The organism is Halorubrum sp. PV6, assembly GCF_003990725.2.
Taxonomy (GTDB): Archaea; Halobacteriota; Halobacteria; order Halobacteriales; family Haloferacaceae; genus Halorubrum.
The window spans coordinates 2,704,024-2,723,701 of the sequence record NZ_CP030064.1 but is presented as its reverse complement, the minus strand read 5'-3'; the positions used below and the strand labels follow the sequence as shown (position 1 = coordinate 2,723,701).

The following is a 19,678-nucleotide window of genomic DNA, read 5'->3' as shown; positions in this document are numbered from 1 at the left end:
ATCCGATGGACGCCGACGCCGTGCGCGAGCGGGCCGGGGACCTCCCCGCGGAGCCCGGCGTCTACCAGTTCCGCGCCGGCGAGACGACGCTGTACGTCGGCAAGGCGGTCGACCTGCGCGACCGCGTCAGGTCGTACGCCGACCCCCGCTCCGGCCGGATCCGGGGGATGGTCGGCCGCGCCGACCACATCGAGTTCGCGGTCACCGACACCGAGACGCAGGCGCTGTTGTTGGAGGCGAACCTGATCAAACGGCTCCAGCCGCGCTACAACGTCCGGTTAAAGGACGACAAGTCGTACCCGCTCGTCGCGTTCACCGACCACCCCGTCCCCCGGATCGAAGTGACCCGCGACCCCGCCGAGGGCGCGGTCGCGTACGGCCCGTTCACGAACAAGGGGCGCGTCGAGGCGGTGATCAAAGCGATCCGCGACGAGTTCCGGCTCCGCGGCTGCTCGGACCACAAGTACGCGAACCGGGACCGCCCCTGTCTCGACTACGAGATGGGCATCTGTTCGGCGCCCTGCACCGGCGAAATCGACCCCGAGGCCTACGCCGACGACGTCGCGGCCGCCCGCCGGTTCTTCGAGGGCGAGACGGGCGTCCTCGCCGACCCCCTCCGGCGCCGGATGGAGGCCGCCGCCGAGCAGGCGGAGTTCGAGCGCGCCGCGAACCTCCGGGACCGCCTCCGGGCCGTGGAGGCCTTCCACGGCGAGGGCGGCGAGGCCGTGAGCGACCGGCGCGACGACCGCACCGTCGACGTGCTCGCCGCCGCCGTCGAGGGCGACGTCGCTCGCGTGGCCCGGCTCCACAGCGAGCGCGGCCAGCTGGTCGACCGGAGCCGGCACCGCCTAGACGCCGCGGCGGCGGGCGAGGGGAGCGAGGACCGCGATTCGTCCCCGGCTGACCCCGACGCCAACACCCCCGCCGCCGTGCTGTCGGCGTTCCTCTCGCAGTACTACGCCGAGCGCGAGTTCCCCGAGGCGGTGCTGCTCGCCGAGCGCCCGGCCGACCCGGACGTGGTCGACTGGCTGGAGGCGGAGGGCGTCTCGGTCCGCGTTCCCGGCGCGGGCCGGGAGGCAAAACTCGTCGAACTCGCGCTGAAAAACGCCCGCAAGCGCGGGGGTCGCGACGACCCGGTCGGCGCGCTCGGCGAGCGGCTCGGCATCGACCGCCCCGCCCGGATCGAGGGGTTCGACGTGAGCCACGCGCAGGGCACCGCGGTGGTCGGCTCGAACGTCTGTTTCGTCGACGGGAGCGCGGAGACCAGCGACTATCGTCGGAAAAAACTCACCGAGCGCAACGACGACTACGCGAACATGCGCGAGCTGGTCCGGTGGCGGGCCGACCGCGCGGTCGCCGGCACGGACGACCGGCCCGACCCCGATCTGCTCCTCATCGACGGAGGCGAGGGGCAGCTCGGGGCCGCCGGCGACGCGCTCGCGGAGACCGGTTGGGACGTGCCGGTCGTCGCCTTGGCGAAGGCCGAGGAGCTGGTCGTCACCCCGACCGGCACCCGGCGGTGGGACGACGGGGCGTCCGAACTGCACCTGCTCCAGCGCGTCCGCGACGAGGCGCACCGCTTCGCCGTTTCCTACCACCAGACCGTCCGCGACGAGGTCAAGACGGTCCTCGACGACGTGCCGGGCGTCGGGCCGCAGACCCGCCGCCGACTCCTGCGTCGGTTCGGCTCCGTCGACAGCGTCCGGTCGGCCTCCCGCGACGACCTCACCGACGTCGACGGCGTCGGCGACGCGACCGCCCGGTCGCTCCGCGAGCGCTTATAAACTCCTACCGCGCTCGTCGCGTCCGTCGCGTCCCTCGCGCTCGTCGCGGCGCCGGACCACGCCGCCCGCGACCCGGACCACGCTGTCCGCGACCTGGACCGTTCTCGGCCGTGATACTCGCGGGGGCACGTTTAAAAAGCCGCCCGGAAGAAATGTCAACGAATGCAGGACGACTCCCGACAGGACCGGACGGACGGCGAGCGCCCGCGGGCGTTCGCCCTGCTCGACGCGGGGAACGACGCGGCCACCCGGCTGGAGGGCGTCGAGGCGCTCGGCAACCCGTCGAGTTCGATGACCGGCAGCGAGCGGCGCATCGCCGACCGGCTCCTGCGAGTCGTCCTCACCGACGAGAACGCGACGGTCCGCGCCGAGGCCATCGACGCGCTGTACTTCCACGGCGACCGATACATCGACGAACTGGTCGCCCGCGTCGCCGACGCGGTCCGACGCCGCGACGGTGACGACGACCCTCAGTCCGTCTTTCTCCGGTGGCTGACGAGCGGCCACGCCGCCTACCGGATGGCCGGCGCGACCGGGGTGGGGGCGGCGGACTCTCCGGCCTCTCCGGACGCGACGCGCCGGCTCCGCGAGGCGTTCGACGACGACGACGCGCGAGTCCGCGCCCGCGCCGTGCGGTCCTACGCGGCTCTCGGCGGCGAGGCGGTCGCGCCGATCCGACCGCTGCTGCGCACGCCGAACCGGCTCGTCCGGCAGGCGGCCGTCGACGCCCTCGTGTCGATCGGTACCGCCGACGCGACGGACCTGCTGGCGACGGCCGCCGCGGACGGCGGGGACCGGCTCCGCAAGACCGTCGTCGACCGGCTCGCCGACCTCGACAGCCCCGCGTCCGCGACGATCCTCCTCGACGCGATGCGGGACCCCTCCCTCGCGGTGCGGCGCACGGCGGCGGCGTCGTTGGCGCGGCTCCTCGCCGCGGGCGACGCGGTCCGCGGCCGAGACGTCCGCGAGCGGCTCGCGAGCGACAGCCCCCTCGGAAGCGACGACGACGACGGCGACCCCGCGAGGCTGTTCTACGACGTCACGGCGGGGTCGGCGTCGACTCGCCTCCCGGCCGCGGCCGAGCGCCACGCGATGTGGCTGTGCGGTGAACTTGCCGCCTCCGAGGCCGGATCCCCCGACGACGCCCAGCGCTGGCTGCTCGACGCGCTCGCACACGAGGACGCGTACGTCGCCGACATCGCGGCCGCCTACCTGCCGCGACTCGACGGGTCCGGGCTCGAACAGGCCCTCCGCGCGCTCGCCGCCGACGAGGGTACCGACCCGGACGCGAGAGCCCGTGCCCGCTCGGCGATCCGGCGGATCAAAGCGCAGACCGCGGCCGCCGCCGCCGACCGCTCGCTCGACTACATCTACGTGCGTCGCCCGGCGGACTACACGGAGAAGCGCTCGCAGTAGGTCGCGTCACCCCCGCCGCACGAACCGCCCGTCCTCGGACGCGATTTTTAAGTCAATTTCGTCGTCGAGGAAGTTCAGCACCGTCGAGACGTTCGGGTCCGCGTCGGCGTCGACGTACAGCTGGAGGACCCCGCCGTCGTCGTCGAGCCGGGCCGAGAGCATCCGCACGAAGTCGCAGGCGGTCCGGAGGTCGAACGACCGGACGACCTCGTGGAACACGCTCACCTCCAGCGATATCACGTCGCCCGCGACGCGGTTGGCGTCGATGATCCGCGACACCGTCTCGCCGAGCTCGTCGGGGCCGAGCTCGTCGGGGCCGAGCCGGGGGTCGAGCTCGACGACCTCGATGGGAATCTCCGCGAACTCCACGTCCGGCGCCGACTCGAAGGGATACGGCTCCGTGCTGACGACGACGGTCTGTCGCGGCCACGCCGCCAGCTCTTCGTCGAGCAAGCGGACGGTGCGTTCCGGGTCCGCCGTGACCGCGATCACCAGGTCGCTGCCGGCGTGAAAGTGGGCGCGGAGCGCGTCCGCGTCCTCGCTGTCGACGGGCGCCGCGACCTGGACGGTGCCGTCCCACGAGACGCGCTCGGCGATGTGCGTCCCCTCCTCTATCCGGCCGGAGACGTGGTCGTGGAGGTGCGTCTTGAACTCCTCGACCGCGTCGTCGGTGTCGTAGGACGTCTTCGTCGTCGCGCAGTACGGGCAGTCCCACGTCGTCCGGAAGTCGGAGCGGCTGACGGCCTCGGAGTGGTGCGCCAACAGGTGCGAGCCGGTGACCTCGCGCATCGCCGCCCGGTCCGGCGTCCACGCGACGAACCCACACCGGTCACACCCCCATCGAACCATCATGACTGAGAACGTATACGTTCAGATTCTGCCGGACGGATATGTATGTTGTGTTATAGGTAACCCGCCTCGGCGTCGTCGCGGTCGGCGTCGGTCGAACCGGATGATGACCGAACCGGATGATGACCGAACCGGATGATGACCGAACCGGATGATGACCGAATCGGATGATGACCGAATCGGGCGACGGGCGGAGGCCGACCCCGACTGGCGACCGTCGCCGACCGGATCGCGGTACCCACGAATGCGCTGGTTCCACTCGAAACGGTGGGGTTCGATGCCCGCGATCGCGGATCGCGACGGTCGGCAAAACGGAGCGATGAGGAAAGGGTTAACCTCGCGCCCCCGGTCAAAACGCCCATGAAGGTACTCGTAACTGACCCCATCGCGGACGCGGGGTTGGACCGACTCAGAGACGCCGGCCACGAGGTCGTCACAGACTACGACGCCGAGGGCGAGGCGCTTCTCGACGCCGTGAGCGATGCCAACGCGCTCATCGTCCGGTCCGGGACCGACGTGTCCGAGGCCGTCTTCGACGCCGCGTCCGACCTCGTCATCGTGGGCCGCGCAGGCATCGGGGTCGACAACATCGACATCGAGGCCGCCACCGACCACGGGGTCATCGTCGCCAACGCCCCCGAGGGCAACGTCCGCGCCGCCGCCGAGCACACCGTCGCGATGACGTTCGCCGTCGCGCGCTCGATCCCGCAGGCGCACAGCCGCCTCGTCGGGGGCGAGTGGGCCAAAGGCGAGTTCCTCGGCACCGAAGTGAACAACAAGACGCTCACCATCGTCGGCCTCGGTCGCGTCGGCCAAGAGGTCGCGAAGCGCCTCGACTCGCTCGGGATGGACCTGGTCGTCTACGACCCGTACATCTCCGAGGATCGCGCCGACCGGCTCGGCGCCGAACTCGTCGACGACCTCCACGACGCGCTCGCGGCCGGCGACTTCGCCACCGTTCACACCCCCCTGCTCCCCGAGACGGAGGGGATGATCGGCGAGGACGAGCTGGCCCAACTCGAGGGCGGCTACCTCATCAACTGCGCCCGCGGCGGCATCGTCGACGAGGACGCGCTCGCCGAAGCGGTCGACGACGGCGTCCTCGCGGGCGCCGCGCTCGACTCCTTCGCCGAGGAGCCGCTCCCGAAGGACTCGCCGCTGCTCGACGTCGAGGAGATCGTCTTGACCCCGCACCTCGGCGCCTCGACGGAGGCGGCCCAGGAGAACGTCGCGGTCGACACCGCGGAGGCCGTGCTCTCGGCGTTCGCGGACGAGCCGGTGTTGACCGCGCTCAACGCGCCCTCCGTCGACGAGACGGCGTTCCCGCGGATCAAGCCGTACATCGCCGTGGCGGAGACCGCCGGGAAGGTCGCCGCGCAGCTGCTCGACGGCCGCATCACGAGCGTGGAGACGACCTACGAGGGCGACATCGCCGAGGAGGACGTCGAACTCGTCACCGCGAGCGCGCTGAAGGGCGTCTTCGAACCCCTGGAGTGGCAGGTGAACTCGGTGAACGCGCCGCGGCTCGCCGAGGAGCGCGGCATCGACGTCACCGAGTCGAAGACCCGCCAGACCGACGACTTCCAGAGTCTCGTCCGCGTGACCGTCCACAACGGCGACGACTCCATTTCCGTCGAGGGGACGCTGTTCGCGGGCGAGGACCCCCGCATCGTCAGGATCGACGGGTTCCGCGTCGACGCGGTCCCGTACGGCAACATGCTCGTCGCGCGCAACACCGACGAGCCGGGCGTCATCGGCCTCATCGGGAGCGTCCTCGGTGACCACAACGTCAACATCGCCGGGATGTACAACGCCCGCGAAACGCAGGGCGGCGAGGCGCTCACCGTCTACAACCTCGATCAGGATGTCCCAGACACCGCGATCGAGACGCTGCTGGAGGACGACCGCGTCATCGAAGTGACGGAGATCACGCTGGACGACGCCGACGAGCGGCAGGCGGAGTAACGGTCGAGCGGTCTCCGCGCAGTTCTATTTAAAAACAGCCGACGGCGACGCTTCTCGAAGTTACCCGCGCACGTGGTCGAGCACCGCGTCCGCGTCGTTCGGGACGGGCTCGGGGTCGCTGCCGACCTCGTAGGCCGCCTCGGGGTCTTTTAACAGGTGGCCGGTCGTGAGACAGACGACGCGCTCGTCGTCGTCGACGACGCCCTGCCGCCGGAGCTTCTTCAGTCCCGCGAGGCTCGCCGCGGAGGCGGGCTCGACGCCGACGCCCTCGGCCGCGAGGTGGCGCTGGGCGGCGGTGATCTCGTTGTCGCTGACGGCGACGGCGGTGCCGCCGGTGTTCCTGATTCCGGGGATCGCCTTCGGCGCGTTGACCGGGTTGCCGATGCGGATCGCGGTCGCGCGCGTCTCGACGTCCTCCCAGCGACGGACCTCGTCGTTCCCCTCCTCTATCGCCTCGACCATCGGCGCGGCCCCCTCAGCCTGCACGCCGGTGAGCTTGGGTACCTCGTCGACGTCGAGCGCACCCGCCTGCACGAGTTCGCGGAACCCCTTATAAAGCGCCGAGGTGTTGCCCGCGTTGCCGACGGGGAGGACGATCCGGTCCGGGAACGCCCCGTAGTCGGCGTAAAACTCCTCTAATATCTCGAAGCCGATCGTCTTCTGGCCCTCCAAGCGGAACGGGTTCAGGGAGTTGAGCAGGTACGCCTCGCCGCGGGCGGCGAGCTCCTGGACGATGTCGAGGCAGGAATCGAAGTTGCCGTCGACCTCCAGGATGCGCGCGCCGTGGAGGCTCGCCTGCGCGACCTTCCCCGCCGCGACCTTCCCCTGCGGGAGGAGCACGAGCGTCTGCATGTCGCCGCGGCCGCCGTAGGCGGCGAGCGCGGCCGAGGTGTTGCCGGTGGACGCACAGGCGAGCGCGCCGACGCCGAGTTCCTTCGCGACCCGGACGCCGACGGTCATCCCGCGGTCCTTGAACGAGCCGGTGGGGTTCATCCCCTCGTGTTTGATCCGGAGCGCGTCGACGCCGACCGCCTCCTCGATCCGGGGGACGCGGTGGAGCGGGGTGTCGCCCTCGGGGAGCGTCACGCCCAGATCGAAGGGGAGCGCCTCGCGGTACCGCCAGACGCCGCGGTCGGGGCCGTCGGAGGGGGCGCCCGCGCCGAACTCCTCGAACGTCGGCGGGTCGTCGTACCGGACTTCGAGCAGGCCGTCGCACTCGTCGCAGGTGTAGCGTACGTCCTCGAAGGGGGCGAACGTCTCGTCACACTCGATACAAGCGAGCCACGTCCCGTCCTCGGCGGAGTCGGGCGCCGTCGGCGCCGGGGTGTCGATGGCAAGATCCATTACGTCGCCGTCCGTTCCGCCGCGGCTTAAGACGGGCGGTCGGGACGGACGTTGCCGTCTGCCTCGCGGGGACGCTCGGGCCGTCAGTCGACGATGATCTCGGAGCTCCCGTCGCTCGTGTCGCCGCCCGAGCCCAGCCGGTCTTGATACCGTCGAATCCAGTCGGCGAAACAGTCGGGACAGAGCCGCTGGGTGTCGATGTTTGCCCGGTCGACGCTCAGCCGGACGGTCCGCGAGAGCGCGTCCGTGGTGGGGTCGCCGCAGCCGTCGCAGGGCTCGGTCGTCGGCGCGTCGCTCATACCGGAGGGTCGCGCCGGTCGCTCTTAAAAGTACGTCGGCGGTCGCGGCGGGCCGTCGCGCCGCCCCGGCGGCCTCAGACCGTCCGGAACGCGCGGTCGCCGGCGTCGCCGAGCCCCGGCACGATGAACCCGTCGTCGTCGAGGTGGTCGTCGATGGCGACCGTGAGCAGGTCGGCCGCGGGGACGGACTCGCTCACGCGCACGAGCCCCTCGGGCGCGGAGACCGCCGAGAGGACGAACAGGTCCTCGAACTCGCCCGCCTCGTCGAGGACGTGGTCGAGGACGGCGCACATCGTCGAGCCGGTGGCGAGCATCGGGTCCGCGACGATCACCGTGTCGTCGGGCCGGATCTCCGGCAGTTTCACGTAGTCGATGGTGATCGGGAACTCCCCGTCGGTCATTCCGGCCGCCTCGTCGCGACCGGCCGAGATGACGCCCTGCTTGGCGCGCGGGAACGCTTTTAAAAGCCCCTCGACGAACGGCGTCGCGGCCCGCAACACGTTGATGATGACCACGTCGTCGAGGCCCTTCACGCGCTCGCCGGTCGTCTCCTCTAAGGGCGTCTCGACCGGGACGTACTCGGTTCCCATCGCGCCGTCGATGATCTCGTACCCGCAGATGCGGCCGAGCTTCACCAGCCCCTTCCGGAACGCGACCTGCTCGGTCTCGACGTCTCGGAGCCGCGAGAGGGTGTCTTTCGCCAGCGCGTGGGTGATGAGGTGTGCATTGTCGCGGTCTTCGATGGTCATTATCGGAGGAATCGACGCGGCCGAGTTAAAGCATGGTGACAGCCGCCCGATCGGTGCCCGCTGGTAGCGCGATCGGTGACCGGCGACCGTCCGATCACCGAAAGCCGATACGTTGATACGTCGTGCCCGCCCAGCGCGCACCATGTTCATCAACGTGTCCGCAGCGGGAATCGCCGCGACGGTCGTGACGGTTCTCATGGTCGCCGTCATGTTGTATCTCGTCTGGGGAGCGGTCGGCGAGAGCGCCCACACGCCCACCCCCGACGACAGCGAGCAGGCCGAACTCGACGAGGGCGACGACGACGACGCGCAGGCCGAACTCGGCGCCGGCGGCAACTCGGTATAACTCGCCTTTCGACGCCGCAGACCGCTCTTTTTCGCTGCGCGGCGTGCTATGTCGGCTCGGGGAGACTTATACGCGTCCGCGCCATACCGGGCGAACAAGATGGAAGAGAGCATCTCCGGGTTCAAGACGCGCGGGGACTGGGGCGACGTCGTCGAACACGGCGAGCGCATCACCCTCGCGCTTCGCGAGACGGGCGCCGACGGTGACGCCTTCTACGAGTTCGACGAGTGGCGCCCGAAGTCCCACGAGCGCATCGACGAGGATGTCTCGGCGAAGACCGCCGAACAGGCTTCCGTCAGCGAAGGCGAGGGCGAACGCGCCGGGAAGACGCCCGGCGACGACCTCCAGACGGCCGGCGAGAAGCTCACCGAGTCGTACGAGAAAGTCGAGGAGAACGACACCGAAAGCGCGATAGAAAGCTGGGGCGAGTCCATCGAACACGTGGCCCGCGCGGCCGACTCCGCGAGCCGCAAGGCGCTCCGGACCGTCGAGGACGCGGTCTACAGAAAAGTGATGACGCAGGTGGCGCCGTACTACTTCGACAACGAACTCGTCAGCGCCAACATCCAGGAGGTCGGCCGCGGCGACGACGGCGAGACCTTCGTCTTCGAGGTGAACGTCAACGACGACGAGCTGAAAGGCGAGGTGAGCGACATCCTCGCCGAGTACGAGTCCGAAATCGACCGCTGGCACGTCGAAGTCGAGAAACGGACCGAGGACGTGGCCGCCGCGGAAGGGGTCGAACCGCCCCAAGAGGAGGGCGGTCCGGACTCGACGATGACCTGAGGCGGTCGGCGCGAGCCTCCGGCGTCGCGGAGCGGCGAGGTTTGGCCGACCCCCCGAACACTCGTTGACCCGAACACGTCGAACTTAACCCACAGAGCCCCGAACGAACGCCAATGACCGAGCTACTCCGGGTGGCGGCCGGCGAGCTGTCGGCCGACGAGCTCATCGACGCGCTCAACGACGGGCGGCGGGTCCTCGTCGACGTCGAGGTCGCCGGCGGGGACCACGAGGTCGTGTTGCGGTACGACGGGGAGACGTACCTCTGTGACACGCCCACGAACCTCCACCGCCACAGCGACGAGTCCGGTATGCGCGGCTGCATCCGCCGGATGGGGTACGCTGCGGGCGACGAGTGACCGCCGCGGGCGCCACGATCGACGAGTGAGCGCCACGATGGTGTGTCGAACCGCCGCGACCGACCCCACAGCCCGCGGATAGCGACTTTTAACCCGAGCGCCGTCGAATCACCTCCATGAGCGACCCCGAGATCGAAGACCTCGTCGGTGACGTCTCCCCGTCCTTCGATCACGTCCTCTCCTGTGTGTTCGGCGTCCGAGACCACGAGAGCCGCACCTACCTGACGCTGCTCGATCACCCCGGTAGCACGGTCGCCGAGCTCGCCGACACTCTCGACCGCGACCGGTCGAACGTGAACCGGTCGCTGTCGACGCTCCGCGAGAAGGGGCTCGCGGAGCGCCGCCGCCGGCTGCTCGACTCGGGCGGCTACGTCTACCAGTACACCGCCATCCCGGTCCCCGAGGCGAAAGAGCGGCTCCACGACGCCTTAGACGAGTGGGTCGAGGGGGTCCACGCGGCCATCGACGGCTTCGACCCCGACGAGGCGGCGTAACCGCCCGTCCGCGACCGCGCCGTTACGCCGGGTCGTTGTCGAACGCCAGCGTCACGCCGTCGCCGTCGACGGTCGCGCCGGCGGCACACACCGGGTGTTCGAAGTCGGCGCCGAGGACCTCCGACGCGGCCGCCTCGGGAGCGGGCGTCTCGGCGTCGGCCGCCGCGAGCGCGTACGGCTCGGGGCTGTCCGTCTCGTAGGTGGCGACGATGGTCGGCTCCTCGACCGCCTCGACGACGAGGCCGTCGCGCCGCACGACGCCTATCGTCGCGGTCTCGGCCCCGACGACGCCGGCGATCCGCGGCGTGTCGTAGTCGTCCTTCTCGAAATCCAGCGCGAGCAGGGGCGTCGCCAGCGCGTCGCGGGCGGGGTATCCCATTTCGAGTTTCTCGGCGATGGGGTCGACGTGCGAGCCGTTGCCGACCACCGCCAGCGACTCGCCCGTCGGCGTCCGCACCGACCGGGCGCAGTTGTACGAGACGTACGGGTTGTCCGTCTCGGGCGCGTCGGGAGTCGGCCCGACGGTGAGCGTTCCGTCTCGGTCCGTCACGCGGCGGTTCGGGAACGAGCGCGAGGAGACGCGGTAGGCGCCGACACCGGGAGCGACGACGACGAATCGTCCGACGTACATACAGGGTCGTGGCTATTCAGCCGAGTAAAGCGCATCGATATACGCACGTTCGACGATCAGGTCTGCGGGCCACGCGGGCGAACTCGGTCCGTCGAACGGCCGCCGGCTCTACGTGTGAACGCGTACCAGAGAGCCGGCGACGCGCAACGCTTACAAACACCCGCTGGCTATCTGCTGGTGCGCACAGTCCATTGGGGTAGTGGCCAATCCTGTTGCCTTCTGGGGGCAACGACCCTGGTTCGAATCCAGGATGGACTATTCTCGCGACCCGTTTCGCGCCGGTCGACGCTCACCGTCGCTGTGACTCCTCGCTGTCGGACCCGCGCTCACCCCCAGCGACGAGACGCGCGCTGGCGGAATCAATCTCGTTTCGACTGGAACGATAACGCCGTTACGTACTGCGGTTTCCAATCGAAGAAAGGGGGTATCACTTCTCGACGTCGAGGAGCGCGACGCGCTCGCGAACGATGTCGGCGACGCCGCCCGCGGTCGCCTCCCGTTCGCGCTCGCCGATGTCGTAGAACGCCGTCACGCGCTCGCGATCGAACGCGGGTTCGAACGCCCCCGTCGCGGGCGATTCGAGCAGGTCGGCGACCGACTCGGCGGCCGCGTCGAGGTCGGCGTCCGTTCGGTCCGCGCCCCGAACCGCACCGAAGTTTGCGACGAGGACGACGACCCGACTTCTCCCCTCCTCCACGCCGAGCGAGAGCGCGCGGTCGATCTGGCGGCTCCCGGCCGCGTACAGCATGATCTCGACGCCGGGGTCGCGGGCGACGGCCTCGCCGCGGCCGATCGAACGAGCCGCCAGGCGAGCGGCCTCGCCGAGGTGCGTCGCCGAGACGATCAGGCTCGCGTCGAACGCCTGCACCACCGCGCCGGTCGCGTCGGCCACCTCGTCGAGCGACGCGAGGAACGCGTCGAGGTCGTCGATGGCGGCGGTCCCCGCGACGAGCCGGTGCGGCGGGGTCGGCGACGAGGCGGGCGCGTCGCCGCCCTCGGTGTCTCGGTCCGCCGCCTCGCTCATCGGAAATCACCCAGGCTCGCCTGCCCCTCGCCGTCTCCGTCGCTCGCCGAGCCGGCGGTCGCGGCCGCGGACGCCGACTTGTCGGGTCGCACCTCGTCCATCGAGGGGTCCTCGCGCCCGGCGTGTTCGAGGATGCGCTCGGCCGTCCGCTCGCGTCCCCGGAGCGCGCCGAGGATCACCGCCTTGTCGGCCTCGCGGAGGTCGGCGCGCGTCTCGACGCCGGCCTCGTACAGCCGGCGGGCGCGCTTCCGGCCGACGTTGCGGACCCCGGCTAAATCGAGCAGCTCCTCGCGGACCCCGTACTCGATCCGTTTTCTGGCCTCGCGGACCGCGACGACGGTGTCGCCGTCGACCCCCTCCACGTCCCGCGCGAGGGTCTCGGCCGCGCGCAGGAGCCACTCGGCGGTGTCGACCTTCCCGCGGATGTCGCCGGGGCCGACGCCGTATCGCTCGGTGATCCGGTCCTCGTCGACCTCGTTGGCCCAGTCTTCCAGCAGGCGGGCCGTCTTCAGCGAGGCGAGCCAGTCCTCGAAGCGCACGTCCTCGTACTCGGAGGGTACGTCCCCGAGGAACTCGCCTTCGCGCTCGTAGCAGACTTCGGTGTACGTCTCGCGGTCCCCGGATTTGAGGTAGAGCTCGTACATGTCCGGCGTGCGACTGACGAGGTGATAGAGGCCGAGCGGGGTGACTTCGGGGGGCGCCGCCGCCTCGCGTTCTCCGTCCCCCTCGTCCGGCTCGTCGTCGCCGGCGCGCGTGTACGTGCCGAATCCCGGCTCGTCGCCGTCGCTCGCCGCGTCGCCGTGGTCGGCCCTGACGAACGCGCCGGCGTCGTCGCTCGCCGTGGCCGCGCTCCTCACGGACTCCAGCCCGTCGATCATCTCCGCGGCGCTCATCGGGTCGAGGTAGAGCCGCGAGACGGTGTGGCCGATGCCGGTCGCGGTCAGGCTCTCGCTCCCGTTGCCGCGGTCGCGGTCGATGAACTCGTTGACGGCGAGGTATTCGAGCACCGTGTCCGTGACGGCCCCGAGCCGTCCCGAGTCGTCGGTCTGCGTCGCGTAGAGGGTGTTATCGAGGAAGGATAAGAGCCCCTCGCGGGTCGAGGCGAATCCGGAGGCGACCGTGGCGAGGACGTGCGTCCGGAGCGCGGGCTCGGCGGCGAGCTTCGACCGGACCGGCTCGGGGTCGGCCCAGAGGTACCGCTCGAACAGCTCCTCTTTCGTGTCCGCGTCGTTCGCGAGGAGGACCGCCTCGCCGTACGGGTCGAGACCGGGGCGGCCGGCGCGCCCGCACATCTGGTGGACCTCCAGCACGTCGAGGGGTTTCATCCCGCCGAACTCCCCGTCATACCGGCGCCAGTCGCGCACGATAACTCGTCGCGCGGGGGTGTTGACCCCGGCGGCGAGCGTCGGCGTCGCGGAGATACACTTGATCAGCCGGTCGCGGAACGCGTCCTCGACGCGGGCGCGGTCCTCGCTCCGGAGGCCCGCGTGGTGGAACGCCGACCCCTGTTCGACCGCGTCGGCGAGGTCGGCGGCGGTGTCGGTGTCGGAGCCGGACCGGATCTCGGCGGCGAGTTCGCGGAGGGCGTCGCGCTCGTCGTCGGTGAGCCGAGCGCCGGTCACGTCGGTGAGCTTGCGGGCCGACGACTCGGCGTTGCGCCGGGAGTTGACGAAGACGAGCGAGGAGCCGCCCTGGCCGTCCTCCTCGGTGTCCAAGGCGTCGGCGACGAGCCGGGCGGTCTGGTCTTCCCCGCGCTCGACGGGGACCTCCAGTTTGCTCCCGTCGGCGAAGTCGACGGCGTTGCCGAAGTGGACGCCCATCCGGAGGTCGATGGGGCGCCAGTCGGACTCGACCAGCTCGGCGTCGAGCCAGTCGGCGATGACGTCGGCGTTGCCGACGGTCGCCGAGAGCGCGACCGTCTGGAGGCCGGGATTCACCTTCCGGAGCTTCGCGAGGGTCACTTCGAGGGTGGGGCCGCGGTTCGGGTCGTCGACGAGGTGGACCTCGTCGCTCACGACGCAGGTGAGGTCGTCGATCCACGGGGCACCATTTCTGATCAGCGAGTCGACCTTCTCCGAGGTGGCGACGATGATGTCGCGCGTCGCGAGCCACTCGCCGTCGGACTCGTAGTTGCCGGTGGAGACGCCGACGGTGACGCCGAACTCCTCCCAGCGCTCGAACTCGGCCTTCTTCTCGCTGGCGAGCGCGCGCAGGGGGACGATATATAAGGCGGTCCCGCCGCGCTCGACGGCAGAGAGCATGGCGAGTTCGGCGATGAGCGTCTTCCCGGAGGCCGTCGGCACCGCGGCGACGAGGCTCTCGCCGTCGACGACGCCGGCCTCGACGGCGGCGGTTTGCGGGGGGTACAGCTCCGCGACGCCCTCCGCTTCGAGCGCCTCGCCGACGCCCGCGGGGAGCCCGGAGAGCGAACTCGGTTGCATTGGTGGTGAGTGGGGTCCCGCCCGATTTAAACCGTCGGAACGGGTCGCTGGGGGGCCGAACGCGCGGCCGAACCGCCAGACCGCCTACAGCTCCCCTTTCGTACTCGGGGTGTCGCTGCGCCGCTCGTCCAGCCGGGTCGCGTCGTCGAGCGCCCGCGCCAGCGACTTAAAAAGCGCCTCGACCTCGTGGTGGGCGTTGTCGCCCGATTCGATCGCGGCGTGGAGCGTCAGGCCGGCGTTGTGCGCGAGCGAGAGCGCGAAGTGGTCGGCCATCACGCTGGTGAACTCGCCGACCGACTCCTGTGAGAACTCGCCGGAAAAGTCGTAGTACGGGCGGCCGGCCACGTCGACGACGACGCTCGCGACCGCCTCGTCGAGGGGGACCCGCCGGTCGGCGTACCGCCGGATGCCCCGCTTGTCGCCGAGCGCCTCGTCGAACGCCTCGCCGAGGCAGATCGCCACGTCCTCGACCGTGTGGTGGTCGTCGATCTCCGTGTCGCCGTCGCAGGCGACGGTGAGATCGAAGAGGCCGTGCTTGGCGAACGACGCCAGCATGTGGTCGTAAAACCCCACTCCGGTGTCGATCTCGCTGTCGCCGTCGCCGTCGATAGCGAGGGTGAGCTGGATCGTCGTCTCGCTCGTCTCGCGGGTGACCGCGGCCGTCCGGTCGTGCTCGCTCATATCGGCCCGTCGCGGCGGATTCGTAAGTCGGTTGCGGGTGGGTGGCCCCCGGCGGTGGCTATTTGCCCCTCCTCCGTGTCGCCTCGGCACGGGATGGACGACTCCGATCCGACCGCGACGCCCGACCCGCCCTCCGCGCCGGACCCCGATCCCGGCCCGCCGGGCGGCGACGCCGAGACGCTCGCCGCCGCCGTCGACGCCGACACGGGAGCAGGCGAACTCGAACGCACGATCGGCCTCGTCGGTGGCCTCGCGATCGGCGTGGGGACGATGGTCGGCGCGGGGATATTCGTCTTTCCGGGGCTCGCGGCGGCGAACGCCGGCCCGGCCGCGTCGCTCTCCTTTGCCATCGGGGCGGTGATCGCGCTCCTCGTCGCGCTTCCGGCGTCGGAGCTCGCCACCGCGATGCCGCGAAGCGGCGGCGGCTACTTCTTCATCTCGCGCGGGCTCGGCACCGCCGCCGGCGCGGTCGTCGGGCTCGGGCTCTGGCTCGGACTCGTCTTCGCCTCCGCCTTCTATCTCGTCGGGCTCGGCAGCTACGCGGGGCAGGTGTTCCTCGAGGCGGGAATCGCGCTCCCGGTCGACCCCGCCGTCCCCCTCGGCGTCGCGTTCGGCGTCGGACTCACGGTCCTCAGCCTCTTCGGGACCGAGAACACCGCGGCGCTCCAGAACGGCATCGTGGTCCTCCTCCTGGTCATCCTCACCGTCTTTTTAAGCTACGGCTCGCTCGACGCCCTCGGCGTCTTCGGCGTCCAGTCGACCCCGGAGCGGTTCTTCCCGCCCGGCGGCGCGCTCCCGGTGTTACAGACCGCGGCGCTCGTGTTCACCTCCTACCTCGGGTTCGCGCAGGTCGCGACCGTCGCGGGCGACATCCGGGAACCGAGCCGGAACCTGCCGCTGGCGATGGTCGGCTCCGTGCTCATCGTCGGCGTCCTCTACGTCGTCACCATCTTCGTCGCGACGAGCGCCTTCGGCAGCGCCCGCCTCGGCGAGTTCGGCGAGACCGCGATGGTTGAGGTCGCGCGCTCGTTCGTCGGGCTCCCGGGGGCGCTGGCGATCGTCTTCGCCGGACTCCTGGCGACGTTCTCCAGCGCGAACGCCTCCATTCTCAGCGCCTCCCGCGCGGTGTACGCCGTGAGCCGCGACGGAATCTTACCCGCGGCCGCGAGCCGCCTCAACCTCGCGTACGGCACTCCGCACGTCGCGCTCGGGCTCGCCGGGGGACCGATCGTCGTCCTGGCGGCGACGGGACGGGTCGCGCTGCTCGCGGAGGTCGCGTCGTTCCTCCACCTCGTGATGTACGGACTGATCTGCGTCGCGCTGATCCGACTGCGCCGAGAGCGCCCGGCGTGGTACGACCCGTCGTTCCGCTGTCCGGCCGGCGTCGCCGTCGCCGGGGTCGGCGGGCTCGCGAGCTTCGCGCTCATCGCGTTCATGCAGCCGGCGTCGATCGGCGTGGGCGCGGCGGTGATGCTCGCCGCCTACGGCTGGTACCGACACTACGCGACCGACATCGAACTCGCAGGTGACTTCTGATGACCGAGACACCCACGGACGACGGCGAACGGGCAGCGAACGACGACCACGGGGCGCCCGGCGACCGACCGGATGCGGCCGCGCCGACCGACCGGCCGTCGGTGTTGGTCCCGCTGGAAGTGCTGAAGGGGGCGTCGCTCCCGAACGGCACGCCGGAACTGCTCGCCAACGCCCACGTCGTCCTGCTGGGCTACCACGTCATCCCCGAGCAGACGGCGGCCGAGCAGGCGCGCGAGCAGTTCGGCGAGACAGGGATGGCGAAGCTCGACGAGTTCGCCGACGCGTTCGCCGCGGCCGGCGCCGACGTGGAGACGCGCCTCGTGTTCACGCACGACGAGGCGACGACGATCGACCGGCTCATCTACGAACACGACTGTCTCGCGGTGTTGGTGCCGAACGGCGTCGCGCAGGTCGAGTCGGTGCTCTTCCCGCTCCGCGGGACGGTCGGCGTCGAGCGGAACAGCCGCCTCGTCGCCGGACTGTTCGCCGACACCGACGTTGACGTGACGCTGTACCACGCCCTCGGCGCGGACGAATCGCCCGAGGACGGGGCGTCGTTCGCGGCGGATGTCGCCGCGGCGCTCGCCGAGCGCGGCATCGCGGAAGACCGGATCGACACCGTCGTCGAGGACGCGACCGTTCCGGTCGACGCCATCGCCGACCGGGCCGCGTCGTACGACGTGGTCGTGATGGGCGAGACGGACCCGTCGGTCACGACGTTCGTCTTCGGGATGCCGTCGGCGCAGGTGGCGGAGCGCTTCCTCGGCCCGGTGTTGGTCGTCCAGCGCGCTCGCCCCGAGGAGTAGTCGGCCCGGCCGCGTACCCGGTTCAGGCGTCGTCAGCGGCCGCCTGCGCCTCCCGCAGCGTGAAGCGCCCCTCGTACAGCGCGGTCCCCACGACGACCGCGGCCGCGCCGGCGGCTTGTAAATCCACCACGTCGTCGACGGTCGCCACGCCGCCGGAGGCGATCACCGGGATGTCGACCGCGTCGGCGACGCTCGCGACCGCCTCGCGGTCGATGCCCGCCAACTGCCCCTCCACGTCGACGTTCGTGAAGAGGATCGCGCCCGCGCCCAGCTCCTCGTAGCGCGCGGCGGCCGCGGCCGGGTCGAGGCCGGTCCCCTCGGTCCACCCGCTGACGACGACCTCGCCGTCTTTCGCGTCGAGGCTGACGACGACGCTGCCGGGATGGGTGTCGTCGATTTCGGCGACGATCTCCGGCGTTTCGATCGCCGCAGTGCCTAAGATCACGCGATCGAGCCCCAGATCGAGCAGGTCGCGGGCGCCCTCGGCCTCCCGGATCCCGCCGCCGAGTTGGAGGCCGACCTCGTCCGGGACGTGTTCGACGACCGATCCGATCGCCTCCGCGTTGACGCGCTCGCCCTCGAACGCGCCGTCGAGGTCGACGAGGTGGAGCGTCTCGGCGCCCGCCTCGATCCAGCGGTCGGCGGCCTCGACCGGGTCGCCGTACCGCTTGCCGGTGCCGCGCTCGCCGCCGACCAACTGCACGACCTCGCCGTCCTGCACGTCGACGGCGGGGATCACTTCGAACTCGGGGAAGTCGCTCATACGCGTCGTGAGTCCCGGCCGCGGATTAAACGGGTCGATCCGCCCGGCGACGGCGCGCGCTGGCTCGTCGACAACACCGACCGCTTTTGTACCACCAAGTACAACAACTCGGTAATGACTGCTGGCGATGCGGCCGAGACCGATCGGTGTGACGCTCACGACGACGCCCGTCTCGACGAGCGACCGGGCGACGGCGCGCGGCTCGACGCCCCCGAGCGCCCCCGGTCCACTCGGCGTCGGTTCCTCGCGCTCGGCGGGGCGGCCGGCGCCGTCGCGCTCGCGGGCTGTAGCGCCGAGCCGACGGGCGAAAGCGAGAGCGACGGCTCCGGGGGCGAGGGAGACGCCTCCGACGGTGACGGCTCCGAAGCCGACGCCGAGAGCAGCGGGGACGACGCCGAGGCCCCGACGCTGACGGTCGCCACCTACACCAACTTCATCGACGCGCCCTCCGTCAGTCCGGGCGAGTGGCTCAAAGCGGAGTTCGAGTCCCGCTTCGACGCGACGCTGGAGTGGGCGACGCCGGACAACGAACTGAACTACTACATCGAGCGGGCCGCCTCGGGCGTGTCGGTCGACGCCGACCTCTACGTCGGGCTCACCACCGAGGACCTCGTTCGGGTCGACGACCGGCTCGACGACGACCTGTTCGCCGAGCGCGGCGCGGTCGACGGGTTCGACGACGTGCGCGAGGGGCTCCTCTTCGACCCGTTCGACCGCGCGGTCCCCTTCGACACCGGGTACGTGAGCCTCGTGTACGACGGCACCGCCACCGAGGCGCCGGAGACGTTCGAGGGGCTGCTCGATGACGATCACGCGGGCGCGCTCATCGCGCAGAATCCGGGCGGCTCCTCGACGGGCCGGTCGTTCCTGCTTCACACGGTCCACCGCTTCGGCGACGGGGCAGACGGGAGCGTCGCGGGCGGCGACGGCGACGCCGACTACGACTACCTCGACTACTGGGCGGATCTGCAGGCCAACGACGTGCGGGTCCTCGGCTCGTGGGACGACGCGTACACCGCGTGGAGCAGCGGCGAGGCCCCGATGGTCGTCTCGTACTCGACCGATCAGGTGTTCGCGGCCGACGCGGGCGAGGACCTCGAGGAACACCAGATCCGCTTTTTAAACGATCAGGGGTACGCGAACCCGGAGGGGATGGCCGTCTTCGCCGACGCCGAGGAGCCGGACCTCGCGCGGGAGTTCATGTCGTTCATGCTGGAACCGGACGTGCAGGGAGAGATCGCCCAGCGCAACGTCGCGTTCCCCGCCACGGACACCGCCACGCTCCCCGACGACTACGCGGACCTGGCCCAGCAGCCGGCCGAACCGGTGACGTTCACGTACGACGAGTTACAAGAGTCGGTCAGTGAGTGGGTCGAAAACTGGGAGCGGCAGTTCGCCGGGAACTGAT

19 protein-coding genes are annotated in these 19,678 nt (G+C 70.7%); 10 read left to right on the top strand and 9 right to left on the bottom strand.

Annotation, left to right across the window (positions count from 1 at the left end; genetic code table 11):
* Positions 1–5 precede the first annotated feature (5 nt).
* Both DOS48_RS27610 and DOS48_RS27605 read left to right on the top strand, forming a co-directional pair.
* Entirely contained in the window at positions 6–1,784 is a 1,779-nt protein-coding gene (locus DOS48_RS27610; RefSeq protein ID WP_127118780.1) for an excinuclease ABC subunit C, read from the top strand.
* Positions 1,785–1,946: 162 nt separating this feature from the next.
* A complete protein-coding gene (locus DOS48_RS27605) occupies positions 1,947–3,200 on the top strand; it encodes a HEAT repeat domain-containing protein (RefSeq protein ID WP_127118779.1) in 1,254 nt (417 codons plus the stop codon).
* A gap of 6 nt (positions 3,201–3,206) precedes the next feature.
* On the opposite strand, the gene DOS48_RS27600 is transcribed toward DOS48_RS27605, so the two are convergent.
* Positions 3,207–4,052 (bottom strand): hypothetical protein, encoded by an 846-nt coding sequence (locus DOS48_RS27600; protein WP_127118778.1) that lies wholly within the window; start codon positions 4,050–4,052, stop codon positions 3,207–3,209.
* A 357-nt stretch (positions 4,053–4,409) separates the two neighbouring features.
* Between DOS48_RS27600 and serA the strand changes: the two genes are divergently transcribed.
* Positions 4,410–6,014 carry a phosphoglycerate dehydrogenase gene (gene serA / locus DOS48_RS27595; protein WP_127118777.1) on the top strand — a complete coding sequence of 535 codons (1,605 nt, stop codon included), beginning with the start codon at positions 4,410–4,412 and terminating at the stop codon, positions 6,012–6,014.
* 60 nt (positions 6,015–6,074) lie between these two features.
* On the opposite strand, the gene thrC is transcribed toward serA, so the two are convergent.
* The 3 genes from thrC to upp all read right to left on the bottom strand — a co-directional run bounded on the left by thrC (position 6,075) and on the right by upp (position 8,406).
* Positions 6,075–7,358: a threonine synthase gene (gene thrC, locus DOS48_RS27590; protein WP_127118776.1), complete on the bottom strand. Its 1,284-nt coding sequence runs from the start codon at positions 7,356–7,358 to the stop codon at positions 6,075–6,077.
* An 83-nt stretch (positions 7,359–7,441) separates the two neighbouring features.
* Positions 7,442–7,657, bottom strand: coding sequence for a hypothetical protein (locus DOS48_RS27585; protein WP_127118775.1), 216 nt, complete (start codon positions 7,655–7,657; stop codon positions 7,442–7,444).
* A gap of 74 nt (positions 7,658–7,731) precedes the next feature.
* Positions 7,732–8,406, bottom strand: coding sequence for a uracil phosphoribosyltransferase (upp, locus tag DOS48_RS27580; RefSeq protein ID WP_127118774.1), 675 nt, complete (start codon positions 8,404–8,406; stop codon positions 7,732–7,734).
* A 142-nt stretch (positions 8,407–8,548) separates the two neighbouring features.
* Between upp and DOS48_RS27575 the strand changes: the two genes are divergently transcribed.
* The 4 genes from DOS48_RS27575 (at position 8,549) to DOS48_RS27560 (ending at position 10,388) form a co-directional block, all read left to right on the top strand.
* Positions 8,549–8,752 carry a hypothetical protein gene (locus DOS48_RS27575; RefSeq protein WP_127118773.1) on the top strand — a complete coding sequence of 68 codons (204 nt, stop codon included), beginning with the start codon at positions 8,549–8,551 and terminating at the stop codon, positions 8,750–8,752.
* Between the two features lie 99 nt (positions 8,753–8,851).
* Positions 8,852–9,538, top strand: a complete 687-nt coding sequence (locus DOS48_RS27570) for a DUF5828 family protein (protein WP_127118772.1) — start codon at positions 8,852–8,854, stop codon at positions 9,536–9,538.
* A 113-nt stretch (positions 9,539–9,651) separates the two neighbouring features.
* The gene (locus DOS48_RS27565) at positions 9,652–9,894 is read left to right on the top strand and encodes a hypothetical protein (protein WP_127118771.1); all 243 of its coding nucleotides are present in this window, start codon (positions 9,652–9,654) and stop codon (positions 9,892–9,894) included.
* A gap of 116 nt (positions 9,895–10,010) precedes the next feature.
* Positions 10,011–10,388: a helix-turn-helix domain-containing protein gene (locus DOS48_RS27560; protein ID WP_127118770.1), complete on the top strand. Its 378-nt coding sequence runs from the start codon at positions 10,011–10,013 to the stop codon at positions 10,386–10,388.
* 22 nt (positions 10,389–10,410) lie between these two features.
* Here DOS48_RS27560 and DOS48_RS27555 read toward each other — a convergent pair whose 3' ends face one another.
* The 4 genes from DOS48_RS27555 to hisB all read right to left on the bottom strand — a co-directional run bounded on the left by DOS48_RS27555 (position 10,411) and on the right by hisB (position 15,165).
* Positions 10,411–11,019 (bottom strand): IMP cyclohydrolase, encoded by a 609-nt coding sequence (locus DOS48_RS27555; RefSeq protein ID WP_127118769.1) that lies wholly within the window; start codon positions 11,017–11,019, stop codon positions 10,411–10,413.
* A gap of 427 nt (positions 11,020–11,446) precedes the next feature.
* Positions 11,447–12,043: a KEOPS complex subunit Cgi121 gene (cgi121, locus tag DOS48_RS27550; protein ID WP_127118768.1), complete on the bottom strand. Its 597-nt coding sequence runs from the start codon at positions 12,041–12,043 to the stop codon at positions 11,447–11,449.
* Positions 12,040–14,484, bottom strand: coding sequence for an ATP-dependent DNA helicase (locus DOS48_RS27545; protein ID WP_127118767.1), 2,445 nt, complete (start codon positions 14,482–14,484; stop codon positions 12,040–12,042). The genes cgi121 and DOS48_RS27545 overlap by 4 nt, the downstream gene beginning before the upstream one ends.
* A gap of 84 nt (positions 14,485–14,568) precedes the next feature.
* Positions 14,569–15,165 carry an imidazoleglycerol-phosphate dehydratase HisB gene (gene hisB / locus DOS48_RS27540; RefSeq protein WP_127118766.1) on the bottom strand — a complete coding sequence of 199 codons (597 nt, stop codon included), beginning with the start codon at positions 15,163–15,165 and terminating at the stop codon, positions 14,569–14,571.
* A gap of 93 nt (positions 15,166–15,258) precedes the next feature.
* Between hisB and DOS48_RS27535 the strand changes: the two genes are divergently transcribed.
* Together DOS48_RS27535 and DOS48_RS27530 are read left to right on the top strand one after the other, a co-directional pair.
* Positions 15,259–16,701 (top strand): APC family permease, encoded by a 1,443-nt coding sequence (locus tag DOS48_RS27535; protein ID WP_127118765.1) that lies wholly within the window; start codon positions 15,259–15,261, stop codon positions 16,699–16,701.
* Positions 16,701–17,507: a universal stress protein gene (locus DOS48_RS27530; RefSeq protein WP_127118764.1), complete on the top strand. Its 807-nt coding sequence runs from the start codon at positions 16,701–16,703 to the stop codon at positions 17,505–17,507. Before DOS48_RS27535 ends, DOS48_RS27530 begins: the two co-directional genes overlap by 1 nt.
* Before the next feature lie 22 nt (positions 17,508–17,529).
* Here DOS48_RS27530 and hisA read toward each other — a convergent pair whose 3' ends face one another.
* A complete protein-coding gene (gene hisA / locus DOS48_RS27525; RefSeq protein WP_127118763.1) occupies positions 17,530–18,270 on the bottom strand; it encodes a 1-(5-phosphoribosyl)-5-[(5-phosphoribosylamino)methylideneamino]imidazole-4-carboxamide isomerase in 741 nt (246 codons plus the stop codon).
* A gap of 114 nt (positions 18,271–18,384) precedes the next feature.
* Between hisA and DOS48_RS27520 the strand changes: the two genes are divergently transcribed.
* Positions 18,385–19,677 (top strand): thiamine ABC transporter substrate binding subunit, encoded by a 1,293-nt coding sequence (locus DOS48_RS27520; protein ID WP_127118762.1) that lies wholly within the window; start codon positions 18,385–18,387, stop codon positions 19,675–19,677.
* The last annotated feature ends 1 nt before the right edge of the window (position 19,678 follow it).

Coding starts and splice junctions, on each gene's coding strand:
- DOS48_RS27610 (WP_127118780.1), top strand. CDS start 6: ATGGACGCCGACGCCGTGCGCGAGCGGGCCGGGGACCTCCCCGCGGAG.
- DOS48_RS27605 (WP_127118779.1), top strand. CDS start 1,947: ATGCAGGACGACTCCCGACAGGACCGGACGGACGGCGAGCGCCCGCGG.
- DOS48_RS27600 (WP_127118778.1), bottom strand. CDS start 4,052: ATGATGGTTCGATGGGGGTGTGACCGGTGTGGGTTCGTCGCGTGGACG.
- serA (WP_127118777.1), top strand. CDS start 4,410: ATGAAGGTACTCGTAACTGACCCCATCGCGGACGCGGGGTTGGACCGA.
- thrC (WP_127118776.1), bottom strand. CDS start 7,358: ATGGATCTTGCCATCGACACCCCGGCGCCGACGGCGCCCGACTCCGCC.
- DOS48_RS27585 (WP_127118775.1), bottom strand. CDS start 7,657: ATGAGCGACGCGCCGACGACCGAGCCCTGCGACGGCTGCGGCGACCCC.
- upp (WP_127118774.1), bottom strand. CDS start 8,406: ATGACCATCGAAGACCGCGACAATGCACACCTCATCACCCACGCGCTG.
- DOS48_RS27575 (WP_127118773.1), top strand. CDS start 8,549: ATGTTCATCAACGTGTCCGCAGCGGGAATCGCCGCGACGGTCGTGACG.
- DOS48_RS27570 (WP_127118772.1), top strand. CDS start 8,852: ATGGAAGAGAGCATCTCCGGGTTCAAGACGCGCGGGGACTGGGGCGAC.
- DOS48_RS27565 (WP_127118771.1), top strand. CDS start 9,652: ATGACCGAGCTACTCCGGGTGGCGGCCGGCGAGCTGTCGGCCGACGAG.
- DOS48_RS27560 (WP_127118770.1), top strand. CDS start 10,011: ATGAGCGACCCCGAGATCGAAGACCTCGTCGGTGACGTCTCCCCGTCC.
- DOS48_RS27555 (WP_127118769.1), bottom strand. CDS start 11,019: ATGTACGTCGGACGATTCGTCGTCGTCGCTCCCGGTGTCGGCGCCTAC.
- cgi121 (WP_127118768.1), bottom strand. CDS start 12,043: ATGAGCGAGGCGGCGGACCGAGACACCGAGGGCGGCGACGCGCCCGCC.
- DOS48_RS27545 (WP_127118767.1), bottom strand. CDS start 14,484: ATGCAACCGAGTTCGCTCTCCGGGCTCCCCGCGGGCGTCGGCGAGGCG.
- hisB (WP_127118766.1), bottom strand. CDS start 15,165: ATGAGCGAGCACGACCGGACGGCCGCGGTCACCCGCGAGACGAGCGAG.
- DOS48_RS27535 (WP_127118765.1), top strand. CDS start 15,259: ATGGACGACTCCGATCCGACCGCGACGCCCGACCCGCCCTCCGCGCCG.
- DOS48_RS27530 (WP_127118764.1), top strand. CDS start 16,701: ATGACCGAGACACCCACGGACGACGGCGAACGGGCAGCGAACGACGAC.
- hisA (WP_127118763.1), bottom strand. CDS start 18,270: ATGAGCGACTTCCCCGAGTTCGAAGTGATCCCCGCCGTCGACGTGCAG.
- DOS48_RS27520 (WP_127118762.1), top strand. CDS start 18,385: ATGACTGCTGGCGATGCGGCCGAGACCGATCGGTGTGACGCTCACGAC.